17 protein-coding genes and 1 pseudogene are annotated in these 17,701 nt (G+C 73.7%); 12 read left to right on the top strand and 6 right to left on the bottom strand.

Annotation, left to right across the window (positions count from 1 at the left end):
* Window positions 1–10: 10 nt before the first annotated feature.
* The 5 genes from gmk (at window position 11) to ACZ52R_RS13840 (ending at window position 5,889) form a co-directional block, all read left to right on the top strand.
* On the top strand, window positions 11–568 hold the full coding sequence (gene gmk, locus ACZ52R_RS13820) for a guanylate kinase (RefSeq protein ID WP_360507522.1): 558 nt from the start codon (window positions 11–13) through the stop codon (window positions 566–568).
* Between the two features lie 37 nt (window positions 569–605).
* Window positions 606–872 (top strand): DNA-directed RNA polymerase subunit omega, encoded by a 267-nt coding sequence (rpoZ, locus tag ACZ52R_RS13825; protein WP_030056185.1) that lies wholly within the window; start codon window positions 606–608, stop codon window positions 870–872.
* Window positions 873–1,088: 216 nt separating this feature from the next.
* Window positions 1,089–2,318 carry a bifunctional phosphopantothenoylcysteine decarboxylase/phosphopantothenate--cysteine ligase CoaBC gene (coaBC, locus tag ACZ52R_RS13830; protein ID WP_465753494.1) on the top strand — a complete coding sequence of 410 codons (1,230 nt, stop codon included), beginning with the start codon at window positions 1,089–1,091 and terminating at the stop codon, window positions 2,316–2,318.
* Between the two features lie 149 nt (window positions 2,319–2,467).
* Entirely contained in the window at window positions 2,468–3,676 is a 1,209-nt protein-coding gene (metK, locus tag ACZ52R_RS13835) for a methionine adenosyltransferase (protein ID WP_360507516.1), read from the top strand.
* 128 nt (window positions 3,677–3,804) lie between these two features.
* Window positions 3,805–5,889: a primosomal protein N' gene (locus ACZ52R_RS13840; protein ID WP_465753495.1), complete on the top strand. Its 2,085-nt coding sequence runs from the start codon at window positions 3,805–3,807 to the stop codon at window positions 5,887–5,889.
* A 98-nt stretch (window positions 5,890–5,987) separates the two neighbouring features.
* Here ACZ52R_RS13840 and ACZ52R_RS13845 read toward each other — a convergent pair whose 3' ends face one another.
* Entirely contained in the window at window positions 5,988–6,662 is a 675-nt protein-coding gene (locus tag ACZ52R_RS13845; protein ID WP_465753496.1) for a hypothetical protein, read from the bottom strand.
* A gap of 264 nt (window positions 6,663–6,926) precedes the next feature.
* On the opposite strand from ACZ52R_RS13845, the gene def reads away from it, so the two are divergent.
* The 4 genes from def (at window position 6,927) to ACZ52R_RS13865 (ending at window position 10,651) form a co-directional block, all read left to right on the top strand.
* The gene (def, locus tag ACZ52R_RS13850) at window positions 6,927–7,472 is read left to right on the top strand and encodes a peptide deformylase (protein ID WP_465617124.1); all 546 of its coding nucleotides are present in this window, start codon (window positions 6,927–6,929) and stop codon (window positions 7,470–7,472) included.
* A 97-nt stretch (window positions 7,473–7,569) separates the two neighbouring features.
* Window positions 7,570–8,529, top strand: coding sequence for a methionyl-tRNA formyltransferase (gene fmt / locus ACZ52R_RS13855; RefSeq protein ID WP_465617125.1), 960 nt, complete (start codon window positions 7,570–7,572; stop codon window positions 8,527–8,529).
* 188 nt (window positions 8,530–8,717) lie between these two features.
* A complete protein-coding gene (locus ACZ52R_RS13860) occupies window positions 8,718–9,074 on the top strand; it encodes a hypothetical protein (RefSeq protein WP_465617127.1) in 357 nt (118 codons plus the stop codon).
* Window positions 9,075–9,217: 143 nt separating this feature from the next.
* Window positions 9,218–10,651 (top strand): RsmB/NOP family class I SAM-dependent RNA methyltransferase, encoded by a 1,434-nt coding sequence (locus tag ACZ52R_RS13865; RefSeq protein WP_465753497.1) that lies wholly within the window; start codon window positions 9,218–9,220, stop codon window positions 10,649–10,651.
* A gap of 217 nt (window positions 10,652–10,868) precedes the next feature.
* On the opposite strand, the gene ACZ52R_RS13870 is transcribed toward ACZ52R_RS13865, so the two are convergent.
* The 5 genes and pseudogenes from ACZ52R_RS13870 to ACZ52R_RS13890 form a co-directional block, all read right to left on the bottom strand.
* The gene (locus ACZ52R_RS13870) at window positions 10,869–11,321 is read right to left on the bottom strand and encodes a hypothetical protein (protein WP_360507494.1); all 453 of its coding nucleotides are present in this window, start codon (window positions 11,319–11,321) and stop codon (window positions 10,869–10,871) included.
* A gap of 160 nt (window positions 11,322–11,481) precedes the next feature.
* Complete coding sequence (locus ACZ52R_RS13875) at window positions 11,482–11,790, bottom strand: sulfurtransferase TusA family protein (RefSeq protein WP_360507492.1); 309 nt, start codon at window positions 11,788–11,790, stop codon at window positions 11,482–11,484.
* A gap of 143 nt (window positions 11,791–11,933) precedes the next feature.
* Window positions 11,934–12,173: pseudogene (locus ACZ52R_RS13880) on the bottom strand (DUF6204 family protein); the annotation flags it as partial.
* Window positions 12,174–12,265: 92 nt separating this feature from the next.
* Window positions 12,266–12,955, bottom strand: coding sequence for an alpha/beta hydrolase (locus ACZ52R_RS13885; protein WP_360507484.1), 690 nt, complete (start codon window positions 12,953–12,955; stop codon window positions 12,266–12,268).
* Window positions 12,956–12,987: 32 nt separating this feature from the next.
* Complete coding sequence (locus ACZ52R_RS13890) at window positions 12,988–13,287, bottom strand: hypothetical protein (RefSeq protein ID WP_465617132.1); 300 nt, start codon at window positions 13,285–13,287, stop codon at window positions 12,988–12,990.
* 408 nt (window positions 13,288–13,695) lie between these two features.
* On the opposite strand from ACZ52R_RS13890, the gene ACZ52R_RS13895 reads away from it, so the two are divergent.
* The 3 genes from ACZ52R_RS13895 to ACZ52R_RS13905 all read left to right on the top strand — a co-directional run bounded on the left by ACZ52R_RS13895 (window position 13,696) and on the right by ACZ52R_RS13905 (window position 17,579).
* Window positions 13,696–14,331, top strand: coding sequence for a TetR/AcrR family transcriptional regulator (locus ACZ52R_RS13895; RefSeq protein ID WP_465661861.1), 636 nt, complete (start codon window positions 13,696–13,698; stop codon window positions 14,329–14,331).
* 86 nt (window positions 14,332–14,417) lie between these two features.
* On the top strand, window positions 14,418–15,809 hold the full coding sequence (locus ACZ52R_RS13900) for a carotenoid oxygenase family protein (protein WP_465753498.1): 1,392 nt from the start codon (window positions 14,418–14,420) through the stop codon (window positions 15,807–15,809).
* Window positions 15,810–15,995: 186 nt separating this feature from the next.
* Window positions 15,996–17,579 (top strand): outer membrane protein assembly factor BamB family protein, encoded by a 1,584-nt coding sequence (locus ACZ52R_RS13905; protein ID WP_465753499.1) that lies wholly within the window; start codon window positions 15,996–15,998, stop codon window positions 17,577–17,579.
* Window positions 17,580–17,701: the final 122 nt, after the last annotated feature.

Genomic DNA, 17,701 nt, shown 5'->3' on the forward strand with positions numbered 1-17,701 from the left:
TAATCGGTGCATGAGTGAGCGTCCGCGGCTGACCGTGCTCTCCGGCCCCTCGGGGGTCGGCAAGAGCACGGTCGTCGCTCATATGAGGAAGATGCACCCCGAGGTCTGGCTCTCGGTGTCGGCGACGACCCGGCACCCGAGGCCCGGCGAGAAGAACGGGGTCCAGTACCACTTCGTCGACAACGACGAGTTCGACAAGCTGATCGCCAACGGCGAGCTGCTGGAATGGGCCGAGTTCGCCGGGAACCGCTACGGCACCCCGCGCGCGGCCGTGCTGGAGAAGCTGGAGCGCGGCGAGCCCGTGCTGCTGGAGATCGACCTGCAGGGCGCCCGGCAGGTGCGCGAGTCGATGCCCGAGGCGCAGCTCGTCTTCCTGGCCCCGCCGAGCTGGGACGAGCTGGTCCGCCGGCTGACCGGCCGGGGCACCGAGTCGCAGGACGTGATCGCGAAGCGGCTCGACGCCGCCAAGGTCGAGCTCGCGGCCGAGACCGAGTTCGACACGACCCTTGTCAACACCTCCGTCGAGCAGGTAGCGGCCGAACTGCTAGCCTTGCTCGGTGTAGCCTGACCTGTCTGTCTTTTCCACCCTTTCGGAAGGTTTTCGCGTGTCCTCTTCCATGACCGCGCCCGAGGGCATCATCAACCCGCCGATCGACGAGCTGCTCGAGGCTACCGACTCGAAGTACAGCCTCGTGATCTACGCCGCCAAGCGCGCGCGCCAGATCAACGCGTACTACTCCCAGCTCGGTGAGGGCCTGCTGGAGTACGTCGGCCCGCTGGTCGACACCCACGTGCACGAGAAGCCGCTGTCGATCGCGCTGCGCGAGATCAACGCGGGCATGCTGACCGCCGAGGCGGTCGAGGCTGCCTGAGGCGGTCGGTGATTTCGGGAGGGCCCGGCGGAATCGTTTCCGCCGGGCCCTCCCGTTTGTGTCGGCGGGCCCTCCTGTCGTGTCGGCTTGTGTCGGCGGAACCTCCTGTCGTGTCGGCGGGCCCGTCGGTCGTGCCGCAGGGGGTGGGGCACTGCGCGGGCGGCAGCTGAGGGGCCGTAGGGTGGGCGGGTCCCGATGCGGAGAAAGGCCGGGTAAATGAACGCTGGTGCGGACGCCCCCCGTGTGGTCCTCGGTGTGAGCGGCGGGATCGCCGCGTACAAGGCGTGCGAGCTGCTGCGCCGGTTCACCGAGTCCGGTCACCAGGTCACCGTGGTGCCCACCGAGGCGGCGCTGCACTTCGTCGGCGAGGCGACCTGGGCCGCGCTGTCCGGCCGCCCGGCCGCCACCGAGACCTGGGAGCGCGTGCACGAGGTGCCGCACGTGCGGATCGGGCAGCAGGCCGACCTGGTCGTGGTCGCCCCGGCCACCGCCGACCTGATCGCCAAGGCCGCCCACGGCCTCGCCGACGACCTGCTGACCAACACGCTGCTCACCGCCCGCTGTCCGGTCGTCGTGGCGCCCGCCATGCACACCGAGATGTGGGAGCACCCGGCCACCCGGGACAACGTCGCCACGCTGCGCCGCCGGGGCGTGATCGTGCTGGAGCCGGCTGTCGGCCGGCTCACCGGCAAGGACACCGGCAAGGGACGCCTGCCCGAGCCGTCGGCGATCTTCGACGCCTGCCGGGCCGTGCTGCGCCGCGGCGGGGCGGTGCCGACCGACCTCGCGGGCCGACACGTGGTGGTCTCGGCCGGCGGCACCCGGGAGCCGCTCGACCCGGTGCGCTACCTGGGCAACCGCTCCTCCGGCAAGCAGGGCTACGCGCTGGCCGTGACGGCCGCGGCGCGTGGGGCCCGGGTGACCCTGCTTTCGGCCAATGCCGAGCTGCCGGACCCGGCCGGAGTGGACGTGGTGCACGTGTCGACCGCGCTCGAGCTGCGCGAGGCGGCGCTCAAGGCGGTCGCGGACGCGGACGCCGTGGTGATGGCCGCGGCGGTGGCGGACTTCCGGCCCGCCGAGTACGCGACCGGCAAGATCAAGAAGGTCGAGGGGGTCGAGCCGGCGCCGGTCGCGCTGATCCGCAACCCCGACATCCTGGCCGAGCTGTCGGCCCACCGGCCCCGTTCGGGTCAACTGGTGGTGGGTTTCGCGGCGGAGACCGACGACGTGCTCGCCAACGGCCGCGCCAAGCTCGCCCGCAAGGGCTGCGACCTGCTCGTCGTCAACGAGGTGGGCAACGGCAAGGCCTTCGGCACGGACGTCAACGAGGCCGTCGTCCTGGGCTCGGACGGCAGTGAGACGCCCGTTCCGGTGGGTCCGAAGGAAGCGCTCGCGGACGTGATCTGGGACCTGGTCGCAAAGAGGCTGGAAACGAGCGGCAGCTGATCGGAAGAGGCTGCAGAACGCTCGAGAATTCCTGGAGCGGGTGACGTTCGACGGAGGCAGACGGTTAGACTCCAGGAATCAAGTCTTTCCGGAGTTCCCGGGTCGCCCGGGAACTTCAGTCAGCAGCCGCTGCAACCCCAGGGAGCGCTGTGTCTCGCCGCCTGTTCACCTCGGAGTCCGTCACCGAGGGACACCCCGACAAGATCGCTGACCAGATCAGCGACACCATCCTTGACGCTCTCCTGCGCGAGGACCCGACTTCCCGGGTCGCCGTGGAGACGCTCATCACCACCGGCCAGGTGCACGTGGCCGGCGAGGTGACCACCAAGGCGTACGCGCCGATCGCCCAGCTCGTCCGGGACAAGATCCTGGAGATCGGCTACGACAGCTCCAAGAAGGGCTTCGACGGCGCCTCCTGCGGCGTCTCGGTGTCCATCGGTGCCCAGTCGCCCGACATCGCGCAGGGTGTCGACACCGCGTACGAGGCTCGGGTCGAGGGTGACGAGGACGACCTGGACAAGCAGGGCGCCGGCGACCAGGGCCTGATGTTCGGCTACGCGTCCGACGAGACGCCCGAGCTCATGCCGCTGCCGATCACCCTGGCCCACCGCCTCTCGCGCCGGCTGACCGATGTCCGCAAGAACGGGACCATCCCGTACCTGCGTCCCGACGGCAAGACCCAGGTCACCATCGAGTACGACGGCGACAAGGCCGTCCGCCTCGACACCGTGGTCGTCTCCACCCAGCACGCCAGCGACATCGACCTGGAGTCGCTGCTCACCCCGGACATCCGCGAGTTCGTGGTCGAGCCGGAGCTGAAGGCGCTGGCCGAGCAGGGCATCAAGCTGACCACCGAGGGCTACCGCCTGCTGGTCAACCCGACCGGACGCTTCGAGATCGGCGGCCCGATGGGCGACGCCGGCCTCACCGGCCGCAAGATCATCATCGACACCTACGGCGGCATGGCCCGCCACGGTGGCGGCGCCTTCTCCGGCAAGGACCCGTCCAAGGTGGACCGCTCGGCCGCGTACGCGATGCGCTGGGTGGCGAAGAACATCGTCGCCGCCGGCCTCGCCCGCCGCGCCGAGGTGCAGGTCGCGTACGCGATCGGCAAGGCCGAGCCGGTCGGCCTCTTCGTGGAGACCTTCGGCACCGAGGCCGTGCCGGTCCTCAGCATCCAGAAGGCTGTCTCCGAGGTCTTCGACCTGCGTCCGGCCGCGATCATCCGCGACCTGGACCTGCTGCGCCCGATCTACTCCCAGACCGCCGCGTACGGCCACTTCGGCCGTGAGCTGCCGGACTTCACCTGGGAGCGCACCGACCGGGTGGACGCCCTGAAGGCCGCCGTCCAGGACTGACGTCCGTAGCGCTCGAAGCGGCGCCCGCCCCCGACGGGGGACGGGCGCCGCTTTCGTGCCCGCTGCCGGTGTGTGCGCGTTGCCGAGGTGTGCGCAGTGTCGGTGTGACCTGGTAGTACTTGGTGGCGATGAGCAGCACAGGGGAGAACGGGGCCGCCGAGCCGGAGCAGCTGGCGTTCATCCGGGAGACGGTCAAGCGGGCCAAGCCGCGCAGCTGGCGCGGGGCCAAGCGGGCCGAGCACCTGCCGGTGGCCCGGGTCGTGGTGGACAAGGGCGTGCTCACCATCGACAAGTTCTTCGACTACGAGGTGCCTGCCGCCATGGCCGAGGAGGCCCAGCCGGGCGTCCGGGTGCGAGTGCGGTTCGGGGCACGCGTGGTCAAGGGGCAGCGCGAGGGCGGGGAACTGCACGACGGGTTCATCGTCGCCCGCCTGGAGAAGAGCGACTTCCCCGGGCCGCTCGCCCCGCTCGCCCAGGTGCTGTCGCCCGAGCCCGTGCTCACCCCGCAGTTGCTCCGGCTGTGCCGGACCGTCGCCGACCGGTACGCCGGGACGCTCGCCGACGTGCTGCAGCTGGCCGTCCCGCCCCGGCACGCCAAGGCCGAGGCCGAGCCCTCGCCGCCGCCGCTGCCGCGCCCGGCGGCCCCGGCCCCCGGCGGCTGGCAGCGCTACCCGGCCGGGCCCGACCTCCTCGCCGCGCTGGCCAGCGGCGGCGCGCCGCGCGCGGTGTGGGCGGCCCTGCCCGGGCCCGGCTGGCCGTACGAGATCGCGCGGGCGGTGGCGGCGACGCTGGCCGGCGGGCGCGGTGCGCTGGTCGTGCTGCCGGACGGGCGCTCGGTGGCCCGGGTCGACCAGGCGCTGACCGAACTGCTCGGCCCCGGGATGCACGTGGCCCTGGAAGCCGACCTCGGCCCGCGCGAGCGCTACACGCGCTGGCTCGCGGTGAGCCGCGGCTCGGTACACGCCGTCATCGGGACCCGCGCCACCATGTTCGCGCCGGTGCGCGACCTCGGGCTGGTCGTCGTCTGGTCGGACGGGGACGGCAGCCACAGCGACCCGCGCGCCCCGCACCCGCACGTCCGGGAGGTGGCGCTGCTGCGCGCCGCCGAGGAGGGCGCGGCGGTGCTGCTCGGCGGGCACGCGGTCACCGTCGAGGGCGCGCAGCTGGTGAGCACCGGCTGGGCGCGCCCGCTCGTCGCCGACCGGGAGACGGTGCGGCAGGTCGCGCCGAGGGTGCGCACCGTCACCGACCAGGACCAGCACCGCGACGCGGCCGCGCAGGCCGCCCGGCTGCCCTCGGTGGCCTGGGAAGCCGCCCGGGAGGCGCTGGCGGCCGGACACCCGGTGCTCATCCAGGTGCCCCGGCGCGGCTACGTGCCCCGGCTGGCCTGCGGGCGCTGCCGGACCCCGGCGCGGTGCCGGCGGTGCGAAGGGCCGTTGGAGGCGCCCTCGGCGGACGCCCCGCTGTGCTGCGGATGGTGCGGGGTGGCGGAGAACGACTGGCACTGCCCCGAGTGCGGGTCGTTCCGGCTCCGGGCCCAGGTGATCGGCGCCCGGCGGACCGCGGAGGAACTGGGCAAGGCCTTCCCGCGGATCCCGGTGCGCACCTCCGGGCGGGACTCGGTGCTGGTCACCGTGCCGGACGAGCCCTCACTGGTGATCTCCACACCGGGCGCGGAGCCTGTGGTGGAGGGCGGCGGCGGGTACGGGGCGGCGCTGCTGCTGGACGGGTGGGCCCTGCTGAGCCGGCCCGACCTGCGCGCGGGGGAGGAGACCCTGCGGCTCTGGCTGGCGGCCGCCGCGCTGGTGCGCTCCTCGACGGAGGGCGGCACGGTCGTCGTGGTCGCCGAGCCGTCGGCCCGTCCGGTGCAGGCACTGGTGCGCTGGGACCCGCTCGGCCACGCCGGGCTGGAGCGGGACGAACGGGCGCAGCTGCACTTCCCGCCGGTGTCGCGGATGGCCTCGATCAGCGGGACCCCGGCGGCGGTCGCCGACCTGCTCGGGCTGATCAGGCTGCCGGAGGGGGCCGACGTGCTCGGGCCGGTACCGGTGCCCGCACTGCGGGGGGAGGAGCAGGAGCGCGCGCTGCTGCGGGTGTCGCCCGGGCAGGGGTCGGCGCTGGCCGCGGCGCTCAAGGCGGCGCAGATCGCGCGGATCGCGCTGCGGACGGCGGAGCCGGTGCGGGTGCGGGTGGATCCGACGGACATCGGCTGAGGGGTCGGTGGGGCGTGGCAGGTGGAGAGGGGGCTGCTGGGGGCGGGGTGAGTGGGCCACCCCGCCCCGGGGTGGCCGGGCGTTCGGGTGGTGTGCGGTCAGCCGCGCAGGGGGATGCCGGTGCGGTCGACGGGGGTGCTGCGGTCGATCGGGCTGCGGTCGGGCTGGGGACGGTCGAGGGTGCTGCGGTCGAGGGAGGTGCGGTCCAGGGGGGCGCGGTCGAGGGAGGTGCGGTCGAGGGCGCCGCGGTCCATCGCGCCGCGGTCCAGGGCGGCGCGTTCCAGGCTGCTGCGGTCCAGGCCGCCCTGGCGGGCCGCCGGGACGGTCGCGGCCAGGCCGCCGGTGGAGGCGGCGGGCAGGTCCTCGGAGCGGTCCGGGCGGCCGGGGCCCGGGACGGCGCCGCTGGCGGCGAGCAGCTCGCTGGTCGGGCGGCGCATGCCGTAGCGGCGGTGCACGGCCTGCTTGGTGACCCCGAGGGCGGAGCCCACCGAGTCCCAGGAGAAGCCCAGCGCCCGGTCGAACTCCACCGCCGCCGCCACCAGGGTCTCGACGCTCTCCCGCAGCTCCTGGGCCAGGCGCACGGTCGGTGCCGGCGCCCGCCCGTACACCACGAAGCCGGCCGAGGTGCTGGGGCGGCGCGGTCGGTAGACGTTGCCCAGCTGGGCGGTGAGCGTCCGCAGCGCGTCGACCTGGCGCCTCACCCGCTCGATGTCCCGCACCAGCAGGTGAAGGCTCGCCCGCGCCCGGGCGTCGTGGTTGATCTGCTCGGCCATGGCTTACGTGCCACCTTCCGTACGGTTCGGCTCGGCCGGGGCGCGGTGTCCCGTGCGCCCGGCCCCGGTCAATCTCTCTTGACCAACGCCGAAGCGGGGGCCGGGGTAACGCCGTCGGCGGAGTCGGGATATGCCAGGACGGTTCCGGCGGCTCCGAGGGCATGGGGGACGGCGCAGGCGCGTTGCATAGACTTGGCGGGAACAGCCGTTGACCGCAGTCCCTCCCCGACTTCCGACACCCCGACGGACAGGAGCCCGTACCCCGTGTCGATCCAGCCGATCCGTCTCTTCGGAGACCCTGTCCTGCGGGCCACCGCCAAGCCGGTGACCGTGTTCGACAAGGAACTGCGCAACCTGGTCGGCGACCTCACCGAAACCATGCTGAACGCCCCCGGCGCCGGTCTCGCCGCGCCCCAACTCGGCGTCTCCCTGCGGGTGTTCACGTACCACGTGGACGGTGTCACCGGGCACCTGATCAACCCGGACCTGTCGCTGAGCGAGGACGAGCAGGAGGGTCCAGAGGGCTGCCTCTCGCTGCCCGGCCTGCGCTACGACACCAAGCGCGCGTACGGCGTGGTCGCCAAGGGCTTCAACATGTACGGCGACCCGGTGACGGTGGAGGGCACCCAACTGCTAGCCCGGTGCATCCAGCACGAGACCGACCACCTGGACGGCATCATCTTCATCGACCGACTCGACCGCGAGCAGCGCAAGGCCGCGCTGAAGGCGATCCGGGAGGCGGACTGGGGCAGCGGGCCGGCGCCGGTCGTCAAGGTCTCGCCGCACAGCACCTTCGGCGCGGCGCGCTGAGCCACCCCGGGGTCCTGAGCCATCCTGGGGTCCTCAGCCACCCCGGCGATCTGAACCACCCTGGCGTCCCGAACTCCCTTTTGCAGAAAGGCACTTGATGCGTCTCGTCTTCGCCGGCACCCCCGAGGTCGCCGTTCCCGCCCTGGACGCCCTGCTCGCCTCCGGCCGGCACGAGGTCGTCGCGGTGGTCACCCGCCCCGACGCCCCCGCCGGGCGCGGGCGCAAGCTGGTCGCCAGCCCCGTCGCCCAGCGCGCCGAGGAGGCCGGGATCGAGGTCCTCAAGCCGGCGAAGCCCAGCGACCCGGAGTTCGTCGCCCGGCTCACCGAACTCGCCCCCGACTGCTGCCCGGTGGTCGCCTACGGCGCGTTGCTGCGCCCCGGCACCCTGGAGATCCCCAAGCACGGCTGGGTCAACCTGCACTTCTCGCTGCTGCCCGCCTGGCGCGGCGCGGCCCCGGTCCAGCACGCGGTGCTGGCCGGCGACGAGGTCACCGGCGCGTCCACCTTCCTGATCGAGCAGGGCCTGGACTCCGGCCCGGTCTACGGCGTGATCACCGAGGAGATCCGCCCGGCCGACACCAGCGGCGAACTGCTCACCCGGCTCTCGCACTCCGGCGCGCGACTGCTCGCGGCCACCATGGACGGCATCGAGGACGGCTCCCTGCACGCCGTGCCGCAGCCGGGCGAAGGCATCACGCTCGCGCCGAAGATCAGCGTCGAGGACGCGCGGATCGACTGGAACCACCCCGCGCTGCGCGTCGACCGCGTGGTGCGCGGCTGCGCGCCGGCGCCGGGAGCGTGGACCGAGTTCCGCGGCGAGCGGCTGAAGGTCACCGGACCGGTGAAGCTGCTGCCGGAGTCGGCCGAACTGGCGCCCGGTCAGGTGGCGATGGTCGGCAAGAACAGCGTGCGGGTCGGGACCGGCAGTCACGACGTCGAGCTGGGAGAGGTCCGTCCGCAGGGCAAGAAGGAGATGCGGGCGGCGGACTGGGCCCGCGGCGCCCGGCTGGAGGCGGGGGAGCGGTTCGGCCTCCCGTCCGGCGGCTCCGAGAGCTGACGGGCTCCGGGGGCTGACGGGCTCCGAGGGCCGACGGGCTCCGAGAGCTGACAGGCTCCGAGGGCCGACGGGCTCGGCGGGCCGAGCGTTCGGGACGGTCCGGGAGCGGGTCGGCTCGCCGCGCGAGCCGCTGCGGGTGGGCCTACCTTGGTCCGAGTGGGGGATCCCTCACCAGGAAGGCTGATCCCATGGCCCGACTCACCTGGACGAGCCCGCGCACCTGGACCGCCGTGGCCGGTGCACTGCTGGTGACCGCGACCTACGGACTCGCGACCGCTCCTCCGGTCGGCGCCGTGACCACCACGGTGGTCCAAGGCGACCAGGCCGCCGCCGGCTCGCAGTCCCACGCGACCTGCCCTCAGGGCACCCATCTGATCGGTGGCGGCTTCGACCTGGGGAGCGTCCCGATCGACCCCGCCACGAACACGCCCCTACCGGTGCTCGTGACGCTCAACGCCCCCTCGACCAGCGATGCCGACACCTGGCTGGCCGAGGCGACCGGAGCCGGCGGGGCGACGGCGTTCGCGCTCTGCGAGAGCGCGTGACGAGCCGTCCGGGAAGGGGCTCGGCGCCCGGAGCCGGTCTGGTTCCGGGCACCGGGCCCTGGCGTTCGCACCTGGCGTTCGATCGGGCCCTCCCAGGAGGGATATCGTTGGCGTGATAACCACCGCAGCACTTTGAGGCACTTGTGACCACCCCCAGCGCCAAGCGCGCCCCCCGCCCGCACCGTCGCCCGAAGAAGGACCCGGCCCGGATCGTCGCGTTCCGCGCGCTGCGCGCCGTCGACGAGCGCGACGCGTACGCCAACCTGATCCTGCCCTCCCTGCTCCGCGAAGCCGAGCAGAAGGGCATGGACCGGCGCGACGCCGCCCTGGCCACCGAACTCGTCTACGGCACCCTGCGCCTGCAGGGCACCTACGACGCGGTCATCGCCGCCTGCATCGACCGGCCGCTCAGCAAGGTCGACCCGCCGGTGCTGGACGTGCTCTCGCTCGGCGCCCACCAGCTGCTCACCACCCGGATCCCCAGCCACGCGGCCGTCTCGGCGACCGTCGAGCTCGCCCGGGTGGTGCTCGGCGACGGCAAGGCGAAGTTCGTCAACGCCGTGCTGCGCCGGATCAGCGCCCACGACCTGGACACCTGGATCGAGAAGGTCGCCCCGCCGTACGACAAGGACGCCGAGGACCACCTGGCGGTCGTCCACTCGCACCCGCGCTGGGTGGTCTCCGCGCTCTGGGACTCGCTCGGCCGCTGGCAGCCGGACGCCTCCGGGCGCGGCGCGATCGAAGAGCTCCTGCGGGCCGACAACGAGCGGCCCGAGGTCACCCTGGTCGCCCGCCCCGGCCGGGCCACCGTCGGCGAGCTGGCCGAGGCCCTGCCCGAAGCCGAGCCGGGGCGCTGGTCGCCGTTCGCGCTGCGGCTCGCCGAGGGCGGCGACCCCGGCTCGGTCGAGGCGGTGCAGGACAACCGGGCGGGCGTCCAGGACGAGGGCAGCCAGCTGGTCGCGCTCGCCCTCGCCGCCGCCCCGCTCGACGGCCCCGACCGGATCTGGCTGGACGGCTGCGCGGGCCCCGGCGGCAAGGCCGCGCTGCTCGGCGCACTGGCCGCCGAACGCGGGGCGGCGCTGGTCGCGAGCGAGAAGCAGCCGCACCGGGCCCGGCTGGTGGCGCGGGCACTGCAGGGCAACCCCGGTCCGTACACGGTGATCGCGGCGGACGGGACCCGTCCGGCCTGGCAGGCGGACAGCTTCGACCGGGTGCTGGTCGACGTGCCGTGCTCAGGCCTCGGTGCGCTGCGGCGCCGCCCGGAGGCACGCTGGCGGCGCCGGCCCGCCGATGTGGCCGCGTTCAGGCCGCTCCAGCGGGACCTGCTGCGCTCGGCGATCGATGCCACCCGGATCGGTGGCGTGATCGGCTACGCGACCTGCTCGCCGCACCTGGCGGAGACCCGGGCGGTCGTCGACGACGTGCTGCGGACCGAAGGCGGCCGGGTCGAGTGGATCGACGCGCGCCCGCTGCTGCCCGGCGTCCCGGCGCTCGGGGACGGGCCGGACGTGCAGCTCTGGCCGCACCTGCACGGGACGGACGCGATGTACCTGGCGCTGCTGCGCCGGACGGCCTGAGCGAGGGCTCGGACAGGCGGATCGGACGGACGGCTCGGGCGGGAGCTCGGGCGGACGGGCTGATCGTGGCGGCCGCTCGTGCCTCGTCGCGAGTGGCCGCTTGCATCTCCCGTAACGGTGGTCAACGGGTGGGCAGCGCCGGAGAGTTGGGCGTTTGAGGTGGACTGGGTGCGGCGCGCCGTGGCCTGAAGCGGTAGGGGTGGCGCGGGCGCGGTGGCTACGGCTGGCGGTGCGCGGGGCCGGGGAACCCGGTGAGGAAGGCGTGGGCCTGGGCGCGGAGGTCGTCGACCGGCGGGTCCTCGCAGATCACTTCCATGCCGAGCGCGGTCGTCTGGTCCCAGTGGAAGTAGGACTGGAAGGCGAGGTACGGGCGGTGGTCGTCGCTGGGGTCGAGCCCGACGGCGAAGGTCGCGAAGCAGGTGTGTTCCCGCCCCGTCCGCGCGACCTCGGTCCGGGAGAGCTCCCACTCGAACTCGTAGGGCTCCGGTTCGGCGGGCAGGTCCAGCAGGGCCTGGGCGAGCCGGCGGACCTCGTCCGGGTTCGCGAACGGGAGCGACTCGGACCCGAAGGGGCCGGCGGCGAACAGCTCCCACTCGCGGCCGTTGTGGCTGACGGTCAGTGCCCACTGGCCGTCCTGGTCACGCCAGTGGCAGTGGAGGGTCAGGTCCATGATGGTCAACCTCCCTGTGGTTCTCGGCTGTTCGGCATTCCTCATCGTGGCACACCGGGTGGCGGAGGGAAGTCGGGTGTGAGCCGTTCTCGGCCCCGTTGCCAGGTGGGGGTGGGCGCGCGGGGTCTTCCGGCGGAGGGGCGGGCGCCGGGTCGGTAAATCAGTCGGTGGTGGGGGCCGGGTGCCAGGGGCGGTCGGGGCGGGTTCGGACCGGGGCGGAGGTGAGGCGCAGCCCGTACACCTCGCGGTCGGTGGCCTCGTACGGGACCGGGCCGAGGTAGTCGTGGCCGGTCAGGTGGCACCAGGCGGGCAGGTCGAGCGGGGCGGCGGGGTCGGTGGTGTGGATGTGGACCACCGCGCCGGCCGGGAGGTGCGCGATCCGGGCGCGCAGGCGGAGCAGGAGCTGGACGCAGAGCAGACCGGTGCCGTCGATGGTGAGGTCGGGGGTGGTGACGGGGGTCTGGGTCATGGCGCTGCCCTTCGCGGGGTGGTCGTGCGGTGGTGCGGGCTCAGCCTAGGGCGCGGGTCGGGCGCTGGGTCCGGCGGGGCATGGGTGCCGGGGGACCGTGGGTGCCGGGTGTCGGAGGTGCCGGGCGTCGGGGGTGGTGGTGCTCAGCCGAGTCGGCCGGGGGCGGTGCCGCCGAGGCGGGTGAGCAGGGTGGACAGGCGGCCGAGGTCCTCGGACTGGGAACGGAGGTTCTTGAAGCCGTAGCCGCGCTCGGCCAGCCGGCTCTGCGCCGTCTGCTCGGCCCGCTCGGTGGCCGCCAGGATGTCCTCCTCGGCCTCGCTCGCGTCGAGGAAGCGGAAGGTGAAGGCGGCCCGCGCGGAGAGGTCGTAGCTGAGGTGGCCCTCGCCGCGGACGGGGGCGTCAGCCGTCGACGTCCGGTCGGTGGGGACCAGTCGGTGGGGACAAGGTGCCGCGCTGACCGGGGAGTTCGGGCGTGCTACATCCGTGCCGGGAGTCGGGTGCGGACGGCGCCGGTGGCGAGCGCCGCGGGTTCGGCGTTCAGGGTGGCGAGGGTGAAGGCGGTGGTGAGTGCGCTGATGTCGCGGGTCTCGCGGAGGAGGTAGTGGTTGCCGCCGGGGATCTCGTAGCGGGCGAGGTCCGGGACGACCTGCCGGGCGCGCAGCGCGTACTCCAGGGACTGGGTGGCGTTGGCCGCGCTGTGGTCGCCGGTGCCGTGGACGATCAGTACCCGCCGGCCGGCGAGTTGGTCGACCGGGTCGCCGCTGGGCAGCCAGGGGGCGATCCCGGCGACGCCGACGACGGAGGGGTGTCCGGCGCACCGGAAGGCGGCGCGGCCGCCGAGCGAGTTGCCGATCAGGACAACCGGCGCGCCCTCGTACCGTCGGGCGAGTTCGTCGAGCGCCCAGCGGGTGTCGACGGCGGTGTCGGCGGCGTCGCCGTTCCAGCCGCTGTAGCGGTAGCGCAGCAGGTGGACGGCGAGGCCGTGCGGGCGGCCGCGGTCGGTGAGTTCGGTGGCGAGTTCCCGTAGACCCAGCTCGGCGACCTTCAGTGGCCCGAGTCGGCTTCGGATGAATCCGCCGGGCAGCAGCAGGGCGACGCCGTTGACCGGCCCGTTCCCCTGTCGCGGGGTCAGTTCTGGGGTGCGCGGGTGGTGCGCTCGGAACACGCGAGATCCTTCCTGATGTGTACAGGTGGATTCTACGGTTCCGGTGGCGGGTCGCGGTGCGTGAGCAGGGGCCACAGGACCCAGCCGGTGATCCGGGTGCGCACGACCATGACCTTGGCCCAGTGGGCACCGAGCGGTGAGGTCCAGGTGTCCACGATCTCCACGACGTCGCCGGAGCGGGCGAGTCCGATGACGGTGTCGCCGCCGACGTGGTCGATCCGGACATTGGCGGCGTTCGCCGAGACCTCCCACCAGCCCGCCCCGACCTCGGGCGGCCGTTCGCCGCCGGGTGTGACCGCCGCCGGGACGAGCAGGATCGCGAGGGAGATCACCGCCGCTGTTGCTCGCCCGATCACGGCCACGGGAGCCTCGGCGCGGCGTTGTGCGCGGGTGGTGGCGAAGACGTGAAGAGCGGGGGGGTGCTGCGGTGCCGACCCTTCTACGGCAGCAACTTGCGTGTGGATGGCGGCGGTTGACGCGGCGGGTGGATCGTCGGGCCGACGCTGGGGGGCGCTCCGGCGCCGCTCGGCTCCGGGTCCGCCGGTGTGCGTCGGCCGGGGGTGGCGGGCTTCGATGCGGTCGGGTCGGGTCTGGTCGGTGGCGTGGCAGGTGGAGTTGCTCATCGGTGACTCCCCTCGGCGGTGGAGCGTGACAGTGCAGCCGAGGGGCGAGGAAGGAGTGGCAAGTCGGTTGGCGTGAAAGGGTGGTAACACTGTTTCCGATGGGTTACGTTGTTGCTCATGAGCACGCCCTACCAGGACGCGCAGCGGGCCGGCCAGGACGCCGTACGCGCCGTGATCCTCGACCGCGCCATCGCCCTCCTCGTCGCCGAAGGCCCCGCCGCGCTGACCGTGCGCCGGATCGCCGCCGAGATCGGCTCCTCGACCAAGGTGCTGTACACGATGTTCGGCGGGAAGGAGGGGCTGCTCGACGCGCTGTATCGCGAGGGCTTCGCACGGCTGCGCCGCGCGCAGGAGCAAGTCCCGCGCGGGGACGACCCGTTGGCGTACCTGGCCGCACTCGGTCGGGCCTACCGGGAGCGTGCGATCGCCGAACCCGCCTACTACCGGGTGATGTTCGAGCAGCCGGTGCCCGAATTCCGGCCCAGTGACGAGGCCTTGGCCATGGCCGAGGGCGCGTTCGGCGCCTCCGTGGTCGCCGTGGACGCGTGCATGGCGGCCGGGGTCTTCCGGCCCGGGGGCGCCCACGAGGTCTCCAAGATCTTCTGGGCGGCTACGCACGGCGCGGTGAGCCTGGAGCTCGCCGGCCACTTCGCCCCGGCCGAGGCCGGGCCGCGCTACGAGGCGCTGATGGCTGCGCTGGGGCGGGCGTTCGGTGCCGGCGATCCGCCGGCCGATGATCCGGCGATCCACTGACCGGCGATCCGGCGATCCGCTGACCGGCGATGCGCTGGCGGCGATGCGCTGACCGGTGATCCGCTGACCGACGAGAGGACGACACGATGAGCCGCACGCCCATGAACCGTTACCTGTCAGGGAACTTCGCCCCCGTGACCGAGGAGGTCACCGCCTACGACCTGCCCGTGACCGGGCGGATCCCGGATCACCTCGACGGCCGATACCTGCGCAACGGCCCCAATCCGCTGGGCATCGAGGACCCGGCCGCGCACCAGTGGACTCTGGGCGCGGGTATGGTGCACGGCGTCCGGATCCGGGACGGGCGCGCCGAGTGGTACCGCAACCGCTGGGTCCGCTCGGGATCCGTCGCCGACCTGCTCGGCGAACCGCGGCGCGGCACACCCGTCGACGAGCGGCTGGACATCTCCCCGAACGTGCAGGTCGCGGGCCTCGCCGGACGTACCTTCGCGCTCACCGAGGGCGGCATCCCCCCGTACGAACTCACCTACGAGCTGGACACGGTGGGCCCCTGCGGCCTGGGTGCGACACCGGAGGGGTACAGCGCCAACGCGCACTCGGTGTTCGACCCGCACACCGGCGAACTGCACTCGCTCGCCTTCCGCTACGGCTCGGACCAGGTGCAGCACATCGTGATGGACGCGGCCGGTGCCGTCCGGCGCGCCACCACGATCCCGGTGCCCGGGAACCCGTACATGCACGATTTCGCGCTCACCGAGCGGTTCGTGGTGCTGTACGACACTCCGGTGGTGTTCAGCGCGGCGCACCTGGCGACCGGCGTCCCGTTCACCTGGGACGAGCGGCGCGCGGCCCGGGTCGGCGTGCTGCCGCGCGAGGGCGGCGAGGTGCGGTGGTTCGAACTCGCGCCGCACCTGGTGGGGCACACGCTCAACGCGTACGAGCGGACGGCCGATTCGCTGGTGGTCGACGTCGTCCGGCATCCGCCGGGCATCGACCTGCGGAACCTCGGCGCGAGTCGGCCCACGCTCGACCGCTGGACGGTCGACCTGGCGGCGGGGACGGTGAAGGAGGAGCGGCTGGACGACCGGGTCCAGGAGTTCCCGCGCCTCAACTCCCGCTACACCGGGCGTCCTTACCGCTACGGCTACGCGGCCGCCGTCGAGCTCTACGCGCCGCCGGCCGGGCCCGCGGACGACCGTCCGGATGAGGGCTTCAGCAACGCCCTGCTCAAGCACGATCTGCGCCGGGGAACGGTCGAGGCCCACGAGTTCGGGCGCGATGGCGCGGTGGGGGAGGGGGTGTTCGTCGCCGCTGAGTCGCCGACCGGGGAGGACGACGGGTATGTGATGGCGTACGTCTTCGACCCGGCGCGGGGTGCGACGGACCTGGTGATCCTCGCCGCCCAGGACTTCACCGGCGAGCCCGTCGCCCGGGTCCACCTGCCGGTGCGGGTGCCGCTGGGGCTGCACGGGAACTGGGTACAGGGCGGGGAACCGGGTGCGCCGGAGAAAGCGTGAGGTGACGTCGGGGCGGGGTGTGAGGTGACGTCGGGTCGAGGATGGCGGGCCAAGATTGGCCCGCCCTGGCCGGGGTTTTCCCTGCTCTTTGTTTCCGGATCATGACGGGCTCTGCGACGATCCGATGATCGTCGCCCTGTCGTGGTGGGCGGCGCGTCTCAGGGGCGTCGCAGGGGAGAGACCGGCATGGCCGTTGGGCCCGAGGACAGCGTGGTCCGGGCGGGGTGGGGTGCCAGGTTCGCCTGGGGCAGGGAGACCTGGATGGTGGTCTCCGGCGGGGTGCTGGGGGCCATGTTCGCGAGCATGGGGCTGGCGGTGCTGTTCGGGCCGGGGAACGGGTTCGGCGGCGACAGCCTCGCCTACATGGGCATCATCAGCATCCTCGGGCTGATGCCGTGCGGCGCGGGCTTCGTCTGGGCGCTGATCCACCCCCGGTACGGGCTGCCGTCCGCCGCCCTCGGGGCGCTGCTGGGCCTCGGGATCTTCGTCTGCTTCGCCGGGGACGGCCTCAACGACTCCTGGGCGGCGCCGCTCGACCGGCCGTCCACCACCCGCGCGGTGGGCAGCTGGACGACCGGGGACCTGGTGGTGCGGGTCCGGCCCGACCAGGTGGTCGCGTACCGCAGCGCCACCGGTGCCGTCGTGTGGCGCTGGACGCCGCCGGGGGAGGACTCGGTGTGCGCGATGAGCCGCGGGATCGGCCGGGGCGGTATCGGGCAGAGCGGTGCCGGGCAGGGCGGTGCCGGGCAGGGCGGTGCCGGCCCGGGCGGTGCCGGGCAGAGCGCCGTCGGCCCGGGCGGCGTCGGGCTGATCGGCCACTCGCCGCACGACAAGCCGTGCGCGGCGGTGACCGCGCTCGACCTGGCCGACGGCAAGGAGGGCTGGACCACCGCCGTGGACGCGCCCGCCCGGGACGGGGACTCGGCGACACCGGACGTGGTCGCCGTCTCCGGGCAGCAGGCCGTCCTGCAGGAGAAGGGCGGCTGGCGGGCGGTGCGGCTGACCGACGGCGGGGCGGTGTGGCGCGCCACGGCCGACGCCGGTTGCACTCCGCTGCAGGTCGCGGGTGGGACGGCGGACGTGGTGACCGTGGCGCAGTGCGGCGCGGCGGCGCCCGTCCTGCGGTCGCTGGCGGCCCCGGACGGGCGGGAGCAGTCGCGGATCGCGCTGCCGGCGTCGGGCGGGCTGAAGAACCTCGCGGTGGTGTCGGTCGAGCCGCTCGCGGTGTGGGTCGACGCCCAGGGCGAGCGCGGGACGCACGCGGTGCTCAGCTACGACCGGGCCGGGCGGCAGCGGGCGTCGATCCCGGTCTCGGGGGACGAGTACGACCTGGACGTGATGCTCGGAGGGCTGCACGCCTTCGACGAGTTCGACGCCCGGCCCCTGTTCGGCGGGGTGGTCGTCGGGGACCTGTTCATCGTGCCGGGCGAGAAGCCCGGCGACGTCAGCATCAGCGGCGGCAAGCACCCGAGCCGCAGCGCGACGGGCCGGCTGGTGGCCTACTCGCTCGCCGACGGGGTGCAGCGTTGGACGGCGGGGCTGGACGACCAGGTCACCGGCCTGGCGGTGGACGGGACGTCGGTCTGGGCGATGACGCGCGACCGGGTCGCCCGGGTGGACACCGCGACGGGACGGCAGAGCGCCGAACTGGACGTGAACGGCACGGCGTCGCTGTACCCGGTCGACCTGTCGGTGTCGGGGCCCGAGCGGTTCACGGTGGTGGCGGAGGACGGGACGCGGGACGAGCCGCCGGTACGCGGGATGAACTGAGGACGGGACGCGGGACCGGCCGACAGGCGTGGTTCCGGCTACCGGGTGCGGTTCCGGGTTACCGGGCGTGGCTCCGGCTACCGGGTGCCGTTCCGGGTTACCGGGCGTGGTTCCGGTTACCG

Source organism: Kitasatospora sp. NPDC034023, from assembly GCF_055575795.1.

Bases quoted from the DNA above. Each gene is read 5' to 3' on its own strand.
- gmk (WP_360507522.1), top strand. From the start codon at position 11: ATGAGTGAGCGTCCGCGGCTGACCGTGCTCTCCGGCCCCTCGGGGGTC.
- coaBC (WP_465753494.1), top strand. From the start codon at position 1,089: ATGAACGCTGGTGCGGACGCCCCCCGTGTGGTCCTCGGTGTGAGCGGC.
- ACZ52R_RS13840 (WP_465753495.1), top strand. From the start codon at position 3,805: ATGAGCAGCACAGGGGAGAACGGGGCCGCCGAGCCGGAGCAGCTGGCG.
- ACZ52R_RS13845 (WP_465753496.1), bottom strand. From the start codon at position 6,662: ATGGCCGAGCAGATCAACCACGACGCCCGGGCGCGGGCGAGCCTTCAC.
- fmt (WP_465617125.1), top strand. From the start codon at position 7,570: ATGCGTCTCGTCTTCGCCGGCACCCCCGAGGTCGCCGTTCCCGCCCTG.
- ACZ52R_RS13860 (WP_465617127.1), top strand. From the start codon at position 8,718: ATGGCCCGACTCACCTGGACGAGCCCGCGCACCTGGACCGCCGTGGCC.
- ACZ52R_RS13870 (WP_360507494.1), bottom strand. From the start codon at position 11,321: ATGGACCTGACCCTCCACTGCCACTGGCGTGACCAGGACGGCCAGTGG.
- ACZ52R_RS13875 (WP_360507492.1), bottom strand. From the start codon at position 11,790: ATGACCCAGACCCCCGTCACCACCCCCGACCTCACCATCGACGGCACC.
- ACZ52R_RS13895 (WP_465661861.1), top strand. From the start codon at position 13,696: ATGAGCACGCCCTACCAGGACGCGCAGCGGGCCGGCCAGGACGCCGTA.
- ACZ52R_RS13900 (WP_465753498.1), top strand. From the start codon at position 14,418: ATGAGCCGCACGCCCATGAACCGTTACCTGTCAGGGAACTTCGCCCCC.
- ACZ52R_RS13905 (WP_465753499.1), top strand. From the start codon at position 15,996: ATGGCCGTTGGGCCCGAGGACAGCGTGGTCCGGGCGGGGTGGGGTGCC.